The 15,939-nt window shown below is 33.2% G+C and carries 16 protein-coding genes; 10 read left to right on the top strand and 6 right to left on the bottom strand.

The genetic code is table 11. The annotated features are described in order from the left end of the window. The first annotated feature begins 130 nt into the window (after nt 1-130). Nucleotides 131-1,009 (top strand): alpha/beta hydrolase, encoded by an 879-nt coding sequence (locus BR43_RS11065; RefSeq protein ID WP_034562015.1) that lies wholly within the window; start codon nt 131-133, stop codon nt 1,007-1,009. Between the two features lie 53 nt (nt 1,010-1,062). Here the strand turns inward: BR43_RS11065 and BR43_RS11060 are convergent, their stop codons facing one another. From BR43_RS11060 to BR43_RS11050, 3 genes are all read right to left on the bottom strand, one after another. Beyond that, on the bottom strand, nt 1,063-1,854 hold the full coding sequence (locus BR43_RS11060; RefSeq protein ID WP_034562014.1) for a DUF975 family protein: 792 nt from the start codon (nt 1,852-1,854) through the stop codon (nt 1,063-1,065). Between the two features lie 277 nt (nt 1,855-2,131). After that, on the bottom strand, nt 2,132-2,317 hold the full coding sequence (locus BR43_RS11055; protein WP_034562013.1) for a hypothetical protein: 186 nt from the start codon (nt 2,315-2,317) through the stop codon (nt 2,132-2,134). Nucleotides 2,318-2,761: 444 nt separating this feature from the next. After that, nucleotides 2,762-4,186: a helix-turn-helix domain-containing protein gene (locus BR43_RS11050; RefSeq protein WP_034562012.1), complete on the bottom strand. Its 1,425-nt coding sequence runs from the start codon at nt 4,184-4,186 to the stop codon at nt 2,762-2,764. 381 nt (nt 4,187-4,567) lie between these two features. Between BR43_RS11050 and BR43_RS11045 the strand changes: the two genes are divergently transcribed. From BR43_RS11045 to thrC, 4 genes are all read left to right on the top strand, one after another. Continuing rightward, complete coding sequence (locus BR43_RS11045) at nt 4,568-5,674, top strand: ABC transporter ATP-binding protein (protein WP_034562011.1); 1,107 nt, start codon at nt 4,568-4,570, stop codon at nt 5,672-5,674. 235 nt (nt 5,675-5,909) lie between these two features. After that, a complete protein-coding gene (locus BR43_RS11040; protein WP_245617858.1) occupies nt 5,910-6,434 on the top strand; it encodes a MarR family winged helix-turn-helix transcriptional regulator in 525 nt (174 codons plus the stop codon). Beyond that, nucleotides 6,415-7,827, top strand: a complete 1,413-nt coding sequence (locus BR43_RS11035) for an MDR family MFS transporter (protein WP_034562010.1) — start codon at nt 6,415-6,417, stop codon at nt 7,825-7,827. Before BR43_RS11040 ends, BR43_RS11035 begins: the two co-directional genes overlap by 20 nt. A gap of 339 nt (nt 7,828-8,166) precedes the next feature. Next, nucleotides 8,167-9,666 carry a threonine synthase gene (gene thrC / locus BR43_RS11030; RefSeq protein WP_034562009.1) on the top strand — a complete coding sequence of 500 codons (1,500 nt, stop codon included), beginning with the start codon at nt 8,167-8,169 and terminating at the stop codon, nt 9,664-9,666. Nucleotides 9,667-9,722: 56 nt separating this feature from the next. Here the strand turns inward: thrC and BR43_RS11025 are convergent, their stop codons facing one another. Next, the gene (locus BR43_RS11025; RefSeq protein WP_051933922.1) at nt 9,723-10,136 is read right to left on the bottom strand and encodes a DUF805 domain-containing protein; all 414 of its coding nucleotides are present in this window, start codon (nt 10,134-10,136) and stop codon (nt 9,723-9,725) included. Between the two features lie 84 nt (nt 10,137-10,220). After that, a complete protein-coding gene (locus BR43_RS11020; RefSeq protein WP_034562008.1) occupies nt 10,221-11,102 on the bottom strand; it encodes a LysR family transcriptional regulator in 882 nt (293 codons plus the stop codon). Between the two features lie 115 nt (nt 11,103-11,217). On the opposite strand from BR43_RS11020, the gene BR43_RS11015 reads away from it, so the two are divergent. The 4 genes from BR43_RS11015 (at nt 11,218) to BR43_RS11000 (ending at nt 13,852) form a co-directional block, all read left to right on the top strand. After that, on the top strand, nt 11,218-11,850 hold the full coding sequence (locus BR43_RS11015; protein WP_034562006.1) for a histidine phosphatase family protein: 633 nt from the start codon (nt 11,218-11,220) through the stop codon (nt 11,848-11,850). A 67-nt stretch (nt 11,851-11,917) separates the two neighbouring features. Then, the gene (locus BR43_RS11010; RefSeq protein ID WP_051933921.1) at nt 11,918-12,871 is read left to right on the top strand and encodes a lysylphosphatidylglycerol synthase domain-containing protein; all 954 of its coding nucleotides are present in this window, start codon (nt 11,918-11,920) and stop codon (nt 12,869-12,871) included. 127 nt (nt 12,872-12,998) lie between these two features. Next, nucleotides 12,999-13,445: a LytTR family DNA-binding domain-containing protein gene (locus BR43_RS11005; RefSeq protein WP_034562004.1), complete on the top strand. Its 447-nt coding sequence runs from the start codon at nt 12,999-13,001 to the stop codon at nt 13,443-13,445. Beyond that, complete coding sequence (locus tag BR43_RS11000) at nt 13,442-13,852, top strand: hypothetical protein (RefSeq protein ID WP_034562003.1); 411 nt, start codon at nt 13,442-13,444, stop codon at nt 13,850-13,852. Before BR43_RS11005 ends, BR43_RS11000 begins: the two co-directional genes overlap by 4 nt. A 57-nt stretch (nt 13,853-13,909) precedes the next feature. On the opposite strand, the gene BR43_RS10995 is transcribed toward BR43_RS11000, so the two are convergent. Beyond that, on the bottom strand, nt 13,910-14,146 hold the full coding sequence (locus BR43_RS10995; RefSeq protein ID WP_034562001.1) for a hypothetical protein: 237 nt from the start codon (nt 14,144-14,146) through the stop codon (nt 13,910-13,912). 538 nt (nt 14,147-14,684) lie between these two features. Here BR43_RS10995 and BR43_RS10990 point away from each other — a divergent pair. Continuing rightward, on the top strand, nt 14,685-15,827 hold the full coding sequence (locus tag BR43_RS10990) for a ParM/StbA family protein (RefSeq protein ID WP_051933920.1): 1,143 nt from the start codon (nt 14,685-14,687) through the stop codon (nt 15,825-15,827). The last annotated feature ends 112 nt before the right edge of the window (nt 15,828-15,939 follow it).

Genomic DNA, 15,939 nt, shown 5'->3' with positions numbered 1-15,939 from the left:
TAAAACCTATACTTGCATTTATCTGAGATAAAAATTTCTTATTATTCATTTTTTTACTTTTATATAGCACTATTTACCCGAAAATATTCTTTTTTTGCTATAATAAATTCATATGAACGGAGTGGACAACATGAAAAAAGTGATACTTTTAGGTGGAATTCTCCTTTTCATCCTAGGATCCTGTAGCTTTAACACAAAACCGAAAAAAAATATTTCCCAATCTATTTATAATTTACAAGAACAAATTCCAATTATTCTGATTCATGGCAGCGGTGGGGATGAAGATTCATTTGCTCATTTTGCTGAAAATATAATGGCGCAGCCCAATAGTTCTACTCAATTACTGAATGTTGTCATCGATGCTAAAGGAAAATTACACTATCAAGGGAAATTAGATTCCAATGCTAAGCGTCCCCTTATTTCAATTGGATATACAGAGAATAATGCCCCTATCGAAGAATGGAGCAACGGATTAAAACAATTAATGATTGATTTAAAAAAGAACTATAACTTTCAACAAGCCGATGTAGTTGGCTATTCCAACGGTGGACTAGCTATAGCCTATTATGCCGAAACCATCAAAGAAGATAAAAATGTACCAAAACTGAGACGAATCGCCTTACTAGGTGCACCCTTTAATGATATCGACACAGCTTCTAATCTTGGCAATGCTGATTTTACTGATGTTCCTATTGAAACAGCTGAATTAGAAAAATATCTAGCGTTACAACAGAACTTAGATAGCCAGTTAGCCGTGTTGTCCATTGCTGGTGAAGATGCGAATGATAAAAATACAGATGGCGTCGTCCCTCTGCGTAGTGCCTTAGCTTCTCGTCTAATCTTTCCAGACTATGTTCACACCTATATTGAAAAACAAACAACTCAAGGCGATGCCTCACATGCAAATCTAGTGAATAATCAACAAGTTATCGACTGGGTTTATGATTTTTTATTTAACGCTCAAGAAAAAGAAGTTCCTCAAACTCAACTTATTTCAGTAAATGAATAGAAAAAGGTTGTATGTAATCAAATCAGGATTACATACAACCTTTTTAATTTTAATTAAATTGTATCCTCAGTCCACTCATCTATTTCACTGTCCTTGTAGCTCGCTACTCCATCTAGATAACGATCTTGAGCTAAATCTTTATAAAAAGCTGCATAAGTCGCACTCATATATGGGTTTAGCCATAAGTAACCAATTCCAAAAGTGAAAATACAAAGGATCTGCCAACCAATAAAACTTAGTTGTAGTACAAAATAGTCCCATTTATGTCCATCCATTAATTTACGACTAGCTGTGATATAGTCTGTATAGCGCATGCCTTCCTCTTTGTTAGAAGAAGAGATGTCTTTGTAGATAAAGTACGATTGTGAATAAGCCATTGCTTTAATAATACCTGGAATAATAAATAACAAACTCCATAAAAAGGTAAAAATCGTATTTAAAATTGTAATGACTACAACTTTAACAAAATGCTTGCCTGAATAGACTTGGAAAGCATCACGAAAAGGAACAATTTTCATAGCTGGGTCACGTAACCAATCTAGAAAAGTAAACGAAATCCCAACTGAAATTAGAGAAATAAAGAATCCAATAATTCCTCCACCACTGCCACTTCCATAACTAGAGCCAGAATAAGAATTCCCTATCGATCCACTATTCCCATCAAAATTTGACATAACTGTACCAAAAAGAACTACAGCCGCTATCAAAAATACCATCCCAATGATAAATGCGCCTACTTGTAAAATTGTAGGTACTAAATTTAGTAGAATTGCATCTCCCCAACGACCACGTAACAAACTTTTTGCTTCACTTTTTAGTTCGGCACGTGTTTTTGTTTGATTCATTTTACATTCCTCCTATTACATTTAATAACAAACTCATTATACTTTATCTATTCCTAATCTGACAAACAATAACCTTATTATTCTATAAAAATAAGGTTATCTACATGCTCCAAAATGAAATCATCCCTTACTTTATTCGGCTGGCTGTCTAGCCAAACATTCTACTAATAGTTCCACAAATTCAGGATATTATTCAAATTTTATTTTCTCTGATACGTTAAAAGCGTACTCGTTCGATAAACATCCTCTACCAAAATTGGAGTAAAACAAATGCGCTCTAAATCATCATAGCGATATTTTTTTCATTACTAATTAGAGCATCTTCTGTCTGACGAATCACTTGATTAAACACACTATCAGCTTTCTCAACAGATAAACCGGTTAAATTATGTGGTGCAATCTTATTTTCTGCTGGGTCTCCAATATGTAACTTAATTTTTATATAAACTGGGACACCTGACAAACTAAACCGATACGATTCTGGGAAAAAAGAGTATCTTTAAAAACATATTTCTGCTCACTTTTACCTAATTCTTTGATTCGTACCTCACTTGAATTCAGCTGGATAATCACTGTTTTCCGGATAAAATCTACAAGAATACTCACTAGGCTGCCTAACATACAGCCAATCCGAGTGATTCCTCTATATATACTATCTCCAAATTGAATCAGTGCTTGTTCTATTAAAAAAATAAAGCACCCAAAATCCAAGCATACTCGTGATAATTGTACTATATAACTTTCCTATACTCCCTTTAAATAACTACATTTTCAAACTGAAAATGTAGTGTATCATATAACATAATATTTGAATTAAAAGGCATGTTTTTTTAAAAATAAGTATTTTATCTATTCGTTTTTACTGCCTTATCCTGAATAACTAGAACAACAAGATAATAAACTATTTTCATAATAATTCTAACTTTTGTGCATTTTCTTTTGGAATACTATAAGCTAATATCGTTCTCTTCAGTTCTTCCCATTCTAATTGATTTCGACCATTAAAATAAAGATAATCATCTTCTGTTTCTTTTGAATTAACCGAATCAGTGATGATAATCGTACAATCTTGGTCTATCGGAGTGGCAAAAATTAGATTTGGAAAAAGGTACAATAATTTCTTCCGAATTGGATACTCATCAATTAATCCATTGCTTAATAAAAATTTTATCTTAACAGGAACCAATAGTTTCTTAATATCAATAACGTCAAAAAACAAGTTTCCAAAATAAACTGCAATATCTGAACTGGGTCTAATACTCATTTCATAGCCCGCCATCGCTTCCGTAAATTTTTGAATAACTACAGGTAGCAACGCACTTTGTGTCTTTTCCCTCATTAACAGATCTACATTTAAATAGTTACTATAATAGATTCCTTCTAAAAGTAAACTATTGTATTGATTAATCTCCGATACAGATAACATATTTGCAAAAATTTCCCCTTGTACTTTTGAACAAAAATCAATTAAATCAGAGTTTTCTAACGGTTCCATATCTTTCTTATTTAATAAACGTTTACAGGTTAACATAAAAACCAGTAAGAAAAACGCACTTTCAGAAGACTTTTTGTGTAATTTTTCTTCAAAAGAGTAATAGATAATGGCAAAATGTCTTTTCCCAAAATCTGACTGCATCACTGAATTCATAGTATCTTCATCTAATTCAACAAATTTCTCCAGACCTATCCGTGTATTAATAATTCCTAGCCATAAAGCTAATTGTTGTTTTTCTACTATTGAAAGTTCTATTCCCATACATTTAGCTAATCCATAAATCATTACATAGCATTTAGACTCTAATTCTGCATCAAAAGGCCATTCAATACCTTTATATATTTCCCAATAGTAATGGAAAGTATGAAAACGAATCATCTGTTCATCACCAATAAAATCATAATTTTCAATACTACTCCCAAAATCAATCTCATACGGTTTCAAAAGCTCACGCATTTTTTTCAACTGCGTATACACTCTACTTGAACTACAATAATATTCTGTAGCAAAATTTCGGACACCCGTAAATTTCCCCATAAAATGGTAATGATACAAATCGAAAAATGAAGTCTCTTTTTTCATTGAACTATAAACAATCTCAATGTTAAAATTTTTCTTACATTCTATGGAATAGCGTTTATTTTCATAACGAACACGAATATTAGGAAACCATCTATCTAAATAATCCACCAACTCACCTATGTAAACTCTAGCTGTTTTTACACCTAATCCTAGTTTTTCAGAAATTTCCACTAAAGTTGTTCCCTGACTATTGTTATACAGTAAGGTAAGAATGGCATAATTAGTGTTTTCCTTTTGTTCAACTAAGCTGCGCATAGCTCTCCCCCTTTTTTATTTTCATCATATTTCATTTTAAACCTCCATTTTTCAAATCACTTACTAAAAAACATGAACTATGTTAAGAAATTAACTCAAAATACGTTTAACAACTCCCTCCTCTGTTTTGATAAAATGTACTATGAGATAACTATACAATTATTATCTGCATTATTCATCAATTTTATGAATTATTTTGAACAAATATAAAAAAATTCGACTAAAATCAAACATTTTTTGTCATATTTAGTTATTGAAAACGCTTCTATGCATAGTGCACAAAATCTGAACTAAAATATTGTGCAACTATCCGTGGAAATAAGCAATCGCTTTCACTATACTTAACTTATTAAATAAATAGATTGGTTAGGTGAGATCATTATGGTAGAAATAGCATTAAATCACATTTATAAAAAATACGACAATGCTGAGAATTTTTCAGTAACTGATTTTAATTTACAAATTAAAGATCGTGAATTTATCGTTTTCGTTGGTCCTTCTGGTTGTGGGAAATCAACAACTTTGCGGATGATCGCTGGTTTAGAAGACATCTCAGACGGTGAATTATATATTGGTGAAACATTGATGAATGATGTAGCTCCTAAAGATCGTGATATTGCTATGGTTTTCCAAAACTATGCCCTGTACCCTCATATGACTGTTTATGATAATATGGCATTTGGTTTAAAACTAAGAAAATATGATAAAGCTGAAATCAAAAAACGTGTAGAAGAAGCTGGGGAAATCCTAGGTTTGACTGAATACTTGAAACGTAAACCAGCAGCATTATCTGGTGGACAACGTCAACGTGTGGCCTTAGGTCGTGCAATAGTTCGTGATGCTAAAGTCTTCTTAATGGATGAACCTTTATCTAACTTAGATGCTAAATTACGTGTAGCGATGCGTGCTGAGATTGCTAAATTACACCAACGTCTAGAAACAACAACTATCTACGTAACCCATGACCAAACAGAAGCCATGACTATGGCGGATCGTATCGTTATTATGAAAGATGGTTTTGTACAACAGATTGGTTCACCAAAAGAAGTTTACGATACACCAGTAAATGTATTCGTAGCTGGATTTATTGGTTCACCAGCAATGAACTTCTTTAACGTAACATTGAATGGCGACGTTATTTCTAATGGATTAGGTTTAAAATTAACCATTCCTGAAGGCAAACGTAAAATGTTAGCTGAACAAGGTTATGATGGGAAGAAATTAATCTTTGGTGTTCGTCCAGAAGATATTCACAGTGAACAAATCGCGTTAGATTCAAATCCTAACAGTGTTGTTCATTCTGAAGTTGTTGTATCTGAATTATTAGGTGCTGAAACAATGCTTTATACTCGTGTTGATGATACTGAATTTATTTCTAAAGTAGATGCACGCGATTTCCATCGTCCAGGTGAATTTATTGACTTAGCCTTTGATTTAAATAAAGGACATTTCTTCGATCCTGAGTCTGAATTAGTTATTAAACCTTAATTATTTGTAAATCCTTAACTTTACGCTAAGGTACGTAAACTCAATCATTCCATTATTTGAAATAATGTTTTGATAAATTCTAACCCCTTTTTTCGCCTCCCACCTAAACCAGGGAGGCGTTTTTTATTTTCTTTTTTATAAACTAAATATTTACTTGCTTTATCCTGCTCATACCCCTATAATAAACTAGCGTATTATATAGGTGCGTATTATCTATCGAGAAAGTAGGAAAAAAATGAACAGTGAAATGGATTCAACGAATGGCTCATTGAACATGAAAATGAAACGTCTCAATCGTTTGCATAAAAAACTCGCTGACCAAGAGCTAAATAGCTTAGATCTCCATATTGGACAGTCTTTAATTTTAGAAGTTATCTTGACTAAAGAACAATGTACTCAGAAGGAAATTGCCGATTACTTAGATATCTCAACTTCTTCTATTACGAATCCAATTAAGCGGTTAGAAGAAAAGAAACTGATTGAAAAGAAGCAAGCCAATAACGATTTGCGTTACAATTCCATTACCCTAACTGCTACCGGACATGAAATTGCTCAAAAAATCATTACAAAAATCGATGGCATCAATCAAACAATGGTTCACGGCTTTAGTCAAGAGGAAGTAATACTCTTAAATCATTTAATGGATTCTATGATTCAAAACTTAGATCCCACTAAAGAGATCACTCAACTAAAGAAAGATGAATTTGGAAAAATGTATAAAAATTATCTGGAGGTAAATAATGGAAAACCCAGCAACTAAATTAGAAAAAAAAGTGTTATTTGCAATTATTTCAATTGCCATGCTAACCTTCATGGGAATCGTCTCTGAAACAGCATTAAACGTCGCATTTCCAATCTTAATGAGAGAATTTAACGTAGTTGGAGCTACGATACAATGGTTAACAACCGGTTATCTATTAATTGTGGCTATTCTTGTCCCAATCTCACCAATGTTAGTTAAACGTTTCCCAACAAAGCGACTTTTCCAAACAGCCGCTATTATTTTTACAACAGGAACCATTTTTTGTGGATTAGCCACTAACTTCCCGTTATTATTAACAGGTCGTTTGATTCAAGCAACTGGAACAGGAATCTCACTGCCTCTAATGTTCAATATTATCTTAGCTCTAGTCCCCATTAACAAACGTGGTGTTGTCATGGGAATGGCTGGTTTAGTTACTAGCTTTGCTCCTGCTTTAGGACCCACATATGGCGGAATTATTGTTACTTCATTAGGTTGGCAATGGATCTTCATTTTATTATTACCAATCGCTATCGTTTCAATTTCATTAGGTTCATGGTCAATTATCACCATTCGTAAACTAGAAAAAATCCCTTTTGATTTTCTCTCAATTGGCTTATCTGCACTAGCCTTTTCAGGAATTATCTACGGATTTAGTATCGCTGGTGAGATGGGCTGGCAATATCCAAATGTTGCTATTTCTTTGATTGTTGGATTAGTCGCTTTAGGATTATTTGTTTTTAGACAAATCAAATTAGACAAACCACTAGTTAACTTAACTGTTTTTAAATATCCGATGTTCATCGTGGGCTTATCCAATGTCTTTTTAGTCATGATGATGATTCTATCTTTCTCATTTTTATTACCTATCTTTAACGAAAGTGTCTTTGGTGTAAACGCCACAACTGCTGGAATGATGATGTTACCTGCCTCAGTTTTAAGTGCATTAATGGCACCAATTGCTGGTCGAATTTTAGACGCAAAAGGTCCTAAAAAACTGATTACAGCTGGAACTTTTATTACACTCGTTGCAGTTCTAGGCTTCTTCATTTTCACAAGTACATTACAACCTTATATGGTTATTTTATTGCATATGCTATTAATGTTAGGCGCATCAATGACCTTTATTCCATCTCAAACAAACGGATTAAATCATTTGCCTGAACAGATCACCTCTGACGGAACAGCGATTATAAGTACATTGCAACAAGTAGCTGGAGCTACAGGAACTTCATTGGTTGCTGGAATTATCACCATTAGCCAAGTCAAAAGTAAGAATCCCGCAAACGCACTATCACCTGCTGAGCTAACAACTCAAGGTGTACACAATAGTTTGATTCTACTATTAACATTAGCAGTTATTGGATTTGGTTTAACGTTCCTTATTAAAAGCAAACAAACTGAAAAATAAATAAAAAAAGAGGAAACCCACTTCAAAACAAGTCGGTTTCCTTTTTTTGATCCATTATTTTATCGTGATAAACATAGCCGCCCTATCAATAACTTCTGATCTCAAAAAAATAAACGGAGTCATCGATTATTCCTAGATGCTCCTTATTTTGTTCGGTAAATAAGTTAAAAATACTTAAATTTGTCATACTAAAATCTCACAAAATCTGGTAAACTATAAAGAAACACAAAAATAGACTACTGTATATGAAATCATTTTAGGGGATTCTCAAATTAATTTACAGAAACATTTTACTAGCTGTGATTACTATGAATAAAAACGAATTAAGGGGGAAAAAATATGGGATTGAATTATCAAAGTACACGAGACGCAAACAATGTCGTCACTGCTTCGCAAGCAATTTTACAAGGTTTAGCTGTTGACGGTGGCTTATATGTACCAACTGAGATGCCTAAATTAGACTTAAATTTTAAAGAATTAGCCAACAAAACTTATCAAGAGGTGGCGTACTTAGTTCTAAGTGCTTTTTTAACCGATTTTACTGAAGAAGAATTAATGTACTGTATCAATGGAGCTTATGATCAAAAATTTGTTGACCCGGCAATTGCGCCATTAAACAAGGTCGGAAACGTTAATTATTTAGAATTATTCCATGGTTCAACTTTAGCCTTTAAGGATATCGCTCTATCTATCTTGCCTTATTTTATGACAGTAGCTGCTAAGAAAAACAAAGTTGATGCTGAAATCGTCATTTTGACAGCAACTTCTGGAGATACTGGAAAAGCCGCAATGGCTGGATTCTCTGATGTACCAGGTACAAAAATCATTGTATTCTATCCAAAAGATGGCGTTAGCCCCATTCAAGAAAAACAAATGGTAACGCAAAAAGGAGAGAATACGTTTGTTGTAGGAATCAACGGGAACTTTGATGATGCTCAAACAAATGTGAAGAATATTTTCAATAATACTGATTTAAAAGAAGAATTACGCCAAGAAGGTTATCAATTCTCCTCTGCTAATTCGATTAATATCGGCCGTTTAGTGCCACAAATCGTGTATTATGTTTATTCTTATGCACAACTCATTAAATCTGGTGAAATAAAAGATGGCGATCTCATTAATTTTGTAGTGCCAACTGGGAACTTTGGAAATATTTTAGCTGGTTACTATGCAAAACAAATTGGGGTTCCAATCAACCAATTAGTTTGTGCTTCCAATGAAAATAATGTCTTAACTGACTTTTTCACAACCGGCACTTATGATCGCAAACGTCCATTCCATATCACAACGTCGCCTTCAATGGATATCTTAATTTCTAGTAATTTAGAGCGTTTAATTTATCATATTGCCAATAACGAAGTCAGCGAAACCAAACATCGAATGGAACAACTACTTGCTGATGGTGAATATTCGATTACAGCAGAGATGAATCAAAATTTAGAAAAATTCTATGGTGAACAAGCGACTGAGGAAGAAGTAAAAGAAATTATCGCGACGGTATTCAATGAGAATCACTATTTAATGGATACTCACACCGGAGTTGCTGCTGCTGCTTATCAAAAATATCAAAAAGCGACACAGGATTCAACACCAACTGTGATTGTTTCAACCGCTAGTCCTTACAAGTTCCCACAACATGTTATGGATGCTTTCGCAACTGACACGTTCATCTTAGAAAGTGAAGAAGCGAAGTTAGTTCAACAACTTCATGAATTTTCTAACTTGCCAATTCCGCCCTCTGTGACAGAACTATTCACAGCAGCTGTACTACATGATACTGTCATTGATGCTGCTGAAATGGAAGCCACTGTAAAAAATATTTTAAACTTAAAAAAATAAACAAAAAAAATGAGGCAATTGCAGATATTTCTGCAGTTATCTCATTTTTATATTGCCTAACCTTTAAGTGGGTTGCTTCCATAAGGATTGTCCCCTTGATCTCCAGCTAATACTGTGAAGACAAAAATAATAATTGCTCCAATAAAAGGAATAAATGCTAATAACACTAACCAGCCACTTTTATTCGTATCGTGTAAACGTCTAATTAATAATGACAATGATGGAAGAACTACTGCTAAACCAAATATCACACCCAAAATCGGCATTGTTGGTAATGTAGCAGATAACGTATTACCTGTTACCGTAGCTTCATTAAGATAAACCATTAGTGACGTAAAATACATTGCATTAAAAATTGAAGAAATAATCATATTAATTGCTGTCGGCCACCAATATTCTGAACGGCTTGCGCGTCCGTTAAAGTTAACATAATTCAACCAAAACGCTTTATATGCATCGATGATATTCAAATTTTTCACCTCCCCTATAAAAAAGTATATCAAAGGTGTTATTAAAATACAAAGTTTAATTCTAATTCAGTCGTATTTTGTTTTTTAAGTTACCACTAACTCCATAAATCCCTTCATAAGCAAGGACATTCCTTCATTTTTACGAAAACCCAAATAATTTCCTGTTTCGTTCATTCTATCCGATACATAAATCCGAGCCAGTTCACCTTTTTCTACTAATTCACTACTCACTAAAGCTGAGCAATACCCAATTCCATAACCCTCTTTGATGCCATGAATCATTTCATTTAGACCATTATAACGAATCGTTATAGCCGGCATCTGTAATTGACTTTGTTGAAAAAGAAGCTCCAATTGGTTTTGAACATAGCTACCTGACTCACGACCAACAAATTTTTCTGCACAAAGCTGCTCTAATTCAATTGTTCGATTGGCTGCTGGATGATTAGGAGCCACAACAAACCACAGCTCATCATTTTGAATTTTTTTTACGACAAACTGCTGTTGATAATCTAAAATACCGCCACCAACAATCACTAAATCTGCTTGAAAATGCGATAAACACTCAATTGCATCTTGAGTATTTAACGTTGATAATTGAACTTCTGCGTTAGGAAAAGCTTCTTTAAAAAGAGTTAACCATTTAGGTAAGATATAATTCATACTCAAATAATTTCCAGCAATCTTCAGTTGACCTGCCTCTTGGTTACGGGACTGCACAATTAGTTGTTGAATTCGCTGTTCAATCGCAAATAATTTCTCCGCTTCACAGTACAATTCAGTTGCAATTTCAGTTAATTGAATGCCACGTCCATCAGGAATAAACAAGGTGATTCCCTCTTCTTTTTCAAATTTTTTAATTTGCGCCGTAACTGACGGTTGGCTAATCATTAAATTTTTTGCTGCTTTTGTCACACTTTTCTGCTTGGCTACTTCGTAAAAAAGTCGCAATCCATGTAAATTCATCAGAAACCCCTCTCATAGATAAAAGTTATGAATTAAATGTATCTTGTATTATACAGGGAGAACCCAACCTTGTATATTAAAAGAGTAGCATATTAACTAGAAACGAGGCTAAAAAATGACAACAACCTTATATTTTGTACGACACGGGCAAACCCTTTGGAATCTTGAAGAGCGCATGCAAGGACAGTTAAACTCTGCTTTAACCAATTTAGGGATTCAGCAAGCACAGGCTTTATCTAATTTCTTACCTGAAAAAAAAATCGACTGTTGTTATGTTAGTACCAGTCTACGAGCTATTCAAACAGCACAATTAATTACTACCAAACTCGCAATCCCAATTAACGAATCCTCTCAACTACAAGAAATTAAAATGGGACCTTGGGAAGGTCAAAGTAAGCTAGAAATTCAGCAAAACTATCCACATAGTTGGGAACAGTTCTGGCATGCCCCACATGACTATCAGCCAAATGGAAATGGCGAGAACTTCCAACAACTCCAACAACGATCCGTTGCTAAAATTAAGAAAATCTGTCATGAAAATAATGGCAAAACGATTTTAATTGTTTCTCATCGCATCACCATTAAAGTTTTATTAGCTCATTTTCTAGAGCAACCTCTGATGGATCTCTGGAAGAATGGAGACATTCTTCCAACTAGCCTGAGTTGTGTTGAAATAAGCTCCGATCACACTAACAACGTGACACTCTACAGCGACATTTCTCATTATCAAAAAAACAAAGCTGAATAAAGGCTATTCTTTTACATTCTCTAACCTTACTATTAAACTAATAGCAAGATACACATGGAGGATAGTTATGAAATTAAAACTACATGCTTTATTCAGTTGGTTTAAAAAATATGAGACTTGGTTTAAAGTTATTTTTATTGTACTCATCCTTACTTTTGTTTGCTATGAAACACGGTCCATTCTTGCTGATTTAAAAATATCTCTTTTGAAAAAAAGTTTAAATTCTCAAAGTTGGCAATCTATTCTGCTCATGACGATCACCGGAATACTCTCACTCCTACCTATGATTGGATCAGACTTTGTTATTGTTCAGCTCGTACCAGGCTTTTTCTCTAAACGTTATATTTTGATATCTGGTTGGATTACGAATACCTTTGCTAATATTGCAGGGATTGGGGGGTTAGTTAGTGCACCTTTGCGCATGTATTTTTATGGAAAAAGCACAAATAAAAAAGAGACTGCTCTGGCTGTCTCAAAAATAGAATTATTTTTAATTTCAGGCTTTTGTCTACAATGTTTTTTAACCTGTTTATTTTTATTCATTCCAAATGAATTCCCATCTTTAACTAAGTATTGGCCACTTGTTTTACTTGGTTCGTTACTTTTTCCTAGCTTATATATAACTACTAGGTGGCGCGCTAAAAACTTGTTCACTAATTTTTCAGCAAAACAACAATGGATTTTATTCGGCGCTTCAAGCTTTGGATGGTGGTTCTCTTTTGGAGCCTTTGCTTTAATTGGTCACTTACTGAATACGAATGTTAGCCTATTGAAATTATTTATCATTTTTGTAGTTGGTTCTGCTATCGGAATGTTTTCCTTAGTTCCTGGGGGATTAGGTACGTTTGATTTATTTGTTCTTTACGGATTAACAAGTCTTGGTACAGGAAAAGAAGTCGTTATCGTTTGGTTGATATTCTATCGTTTTTTTGCCTATGTTCTACCATTCCTTACAGGTCTTTTGTTATTTTTACCAGACCTAATCAAAATTATCACAAATAATTTAAAAAAAGTCATTTAATTAGGTCATTTCCTAATTAAATGACTTTTTTTGCAACAAAACGACAAAAAAGTGCAACTTACGAAAGAATCATTGTATCTGTAAAGCCGATTACGTATTATTGATTTTGAGAGGAGGAATTAACCCATTGAAGCTACTATTTAAAGTCAATTCTAAGCTGCCACAACACACCATTGAAATCAACACGCATCCTGCCGAACAAAAAAATTGGCCAAACATCGAAGATATCTTAAAACAGAGCGAAACGAAAATGGTTCTAATCAATGTGAAAAATAATCGAAAAGTACAAGTGAATCAATCACAAATCATCGCCATTGAATCAGAGGGTCGAATGTGTAATGTTAGTACTGAAACTGGTGAAACGTTCCTATTAGCTAGCCGTTTAAAACAAATTGAAGAAACAAATACCTCTGATGCTTTTCTAAAAATTAATAATCACACTATTATCAATAAAAATTTTATTAAAGAATTCCACTCATGTGGCAATGCAAAAATTGAACTTATTTTGAACAATCAAACACGTTATTTTGTTAGTCGACATTATCTTAAAAACTTTAGGAGGCATTTACGATGATTCATAATTTAAAACTAGGATTTTTTCAAACATTCACAATTACCTTAATTTGGGTGACTTTGCTCTCCACTCTTTTCTTCAGCAATCAAAAGACTACACAAATGACATTCTGGCATTTTATTGGAATTGCAGGAATTACAGGCTTATTATTTGGTGTTCTTTACAACCTATTGTGGAACCACTTCACTTTAGCTTTTTATTGGAATATTTTACTCAGCTCTAGCTTTAATTTAATCGGAGGATTCGTAGTAGTCAAACTGTTTTCAGACTATATGTTTGAGCTGATCGTCCCTTTTATCTTTCCAATGTTTCTTTTAGAGCTGGTCCTTCACACGATGGTGTTTTATGTATATGCAAAAAAAGTCAATCAAAAAAAAGTCAGAGAGCTCAACCGTCTAATTAAATAAAGCCTATCCTATATAGAAACGTATGCTATTCACCATGAATTCATGCGTTTTTATTGGCTAGTTAATTTTTAGTCCTAACCCTTCTGATACTTCGTCCAAAATCGTAATACGAATAATGTTATCAAAATAATTCAAAATCAGCTTTCTAACAACTTCCTCTGGAACTTCTGCTGGAAAAATTAATGATTTTTGAAATTCTATTATCTCTTCTTTACATGGTTTTTCTGCATTAGCTGCTACATAAACAACATTATATATTATCCGATCATCCCAATAATCTTCTATTCTCGACATAATCTCTACCCTCCTTGTATTTTTCTCGTGTATTAAAATAAATGATATCATTCTATGTCTTTATTTATTTTCTTCATTTTATCTTCAATAACACTCATTATCAATACTTTACATTTTTTATAATTTCATAATATTTTGTCTTAACTGAAAATACAATCCATTATATCGACTAATTTCTCAATAAAATCTCCTCTTTTTTTAGAATTTTCTTATTTTTTTCAATTATTCAGCATTTTTTTATTTTATTTAAACTCAATCCTTCTCTCTTTTCTGACTATTTCTCCAATATATTTTCATAAATTCAGGTTGAAACCAGCATTTTTAAGTTAAAAATATTCAATTTAATCCGTCTTTTTTTTTTTCCTCAATCTCAGTAAAAATGAACACCAATAATCCGTTTTTTTTAAGGAAACCCATTGACTTCAAGACATTAAAATGCGACCATAAACCTAAGTGTATAATTGCGCTAATTTAACCAAATTATAGAACGAGTGTTAACTATCTCGAAAAATCTAGATAGAGAAAAAAGGAGAATAATATGAAAATAGTTGTAATTGATCCAGGTAAAAATGAAGTAAAAAGCTTTTGTTTTTCAGATAATGGAAATTTAGAATTAGTTAATTCATTTCCATCAAAAACAAGAGAAGTTATCGAGGAGCGCTTTTTAGAAGAAGATAGCTCATTACGTCAATATCGCATGGAATTAGATGGTGATTATTATATGATCGGTGAAGGTGTTGACACAACTTACAACACTGAACTAACTAAAAATACACTTCATCATAAATTATGTATCTATGCAACTATCGCTGATTATGTAACAGAACCAGACGAGGAAATTCTATTAGTTTTAGGTTACCCATCGACTGACTTCCAAAACAATTTCCGCAGAGAAGATTATCAGAACTTAATTTTTGGAGACAAAAATGGCCACATTGAGTTTGCTCAAAACGGCGAACCAGTTTCATTCCAATTAATGAATGTGATTGTGTTACCTGAAGGACAAGCTATGTTACCTAGAATGACTGAAGTTGATGATTATTATTCACTTTATGTATTAGATATCGGCGGACAAAATGTTAACTTCCGTGAATTTGATAATAAAGGCAATGCAAAAACAGCTTTCTCTATTGATGTTGCAGGTGTGAATTTCTTAGAACGCGCTCTTGAAGCTGAGCTTCGCCGTGCTATTGAAAATCCAAATGTTAACTTCCGTGGAATTGATTACAACAAAGCAATTTTAGAAGGAAAAATCACAGATATTGGTGCTATTGAAGGATTTGCAGATTCAACAAGTTTTATCACGAACGTTGTTCAATCTTTTGTTAAAAAAGAGATTATGGATGAATTAGCTGTTCGCGGATACAACATCAATGCTCGTGGTCAACATATTATTTTCACTGGTGGCGGTAGCTTATTGTTGCAACCTTATATTGAAGATTTATTAAAAGGAAATAAAACAAACCTTATCTTCTCTAAATCTGCTAAATGGGATAATTGCTTATCTTATACAATTAAAGCTTTCCAAGATCAATTTACATCGAATGAACAATTTACAAGTTTCATTAAACCAATTTATGGAGAATTAATGAAAAATAATTTTTCTGACTTTTACAAAGATGTAAAACAAGAAGAGTCTACAGAAAACGATGGAACAATGGATTTCAATCGTATTCTATAGACTAAAAAACCAGTGACTGAAGCTACAGCCATTTTCTGGAGGTAGTAGCTTCAGTCATTATTTTGAAAATTAGTTATGAGCGATATTAGTACTTAAAACAAATAAATCCACT

The sequence above is a fragment of the Carnobacterium gallinarum DSM 4847 genome (assembly GCF_000744375.1).
GTDB classification, from domain to species: domain Bacteria; phylum Bacillota; class Bacilli; order Lactobacillales; family Carnobacteriaceae; genus Carnobacterium; species Carnobacterium gallinarum.
The sequence above is the reverse complement of the archived record's forward strand: the minus strand, read 5'-3'. Positions and strand labels throughout refer to the sequence as shown.

Coding starts and splice junctions, on each gene's coding strand:
- BR43_RS11015 (WP_034562006.1), top strand. CDS start 11,218: ATGACAACAACCTTATATTTTGTACGACACGGGCAAACCCTTTGGAAT.
- BR43_RS11000 (WP_034562003.1), top strand. CDS start 13,442: ATGATTCATAATTTAAAACTAGGATTTTTTCAAACATTCACAATTACC.
- BR43_RS11050 (WP_034562012.1), bottom strand. CDS start 4,186: ATGCGCAGCTTAGTTGAACAAAAGGAAAACACTAATTATGCCATTCTT.
- BR43_RS11020 (WP_034562008.1), bottom strand. CDS start 11,102: ATGAATTTACATGGATTGCGACTTTTTTACGAAGTAGCCAAGCAGAAA.
- BR43_RS10990 (WP_051933920.1), top strand. CDS start 14,685: ATGAAAATAGTTGTAATTGATCCAGGTAAAAATGAAGTAAAAAGCTTT.
- BR43_RS10995 (WP_034562001.1), bottom strand. CDS start 14,146: ATGTCGAGAATAGAAGATTATTGGGATGATCGGATAATATATAATGTT.
- BR43_RS11010 (WP_051933921.1), top strand. CDS start 11,918: ATGAAATTAAAACTACATGCTTTATTCAGTTGGTTTAAAAAATATGAG.
- BR43_RS11035 (WP_034562010.1), top strand. CDS start 6,415: ATGGAAAACCCAGCAACTAAATTAGAAAAAAAAGTGTTATTTGCAATT.
- BR43_RS11040 (WP_245617858.1), top strand. CDS start 5,910: ATGAACAGTGAAATGGATTCAACGAATGGCTCATTGAACATGAAAATG.
- BR43_RS11045 (WP_034562011.1), top strand. CDS start 4,568: ATGGTAGAAATAGCATTAAATCACATTTATAAAAAATACGACAATGCT.
- thrC (WP_034562009.1), top strand. CDS start 8,167: ATGGGATTGAATTATCAAAGTACACGAGACGCAAACAATGTCGTCACT.
- BR43_RS11060 (WP_034562014.1), bottom strand. CDS start 1,854: ATGAATCAAACAAAAACACGTGCCGAACTAAAAAGTGAAGCAAAAAGT.
- BR43_RS11065 (WP_034562015.1), top strand. CDS start 131: ATGAAAAAAGTGATACTTTTAGGTGGAATTCTCCTTTTCATCCTAGGA.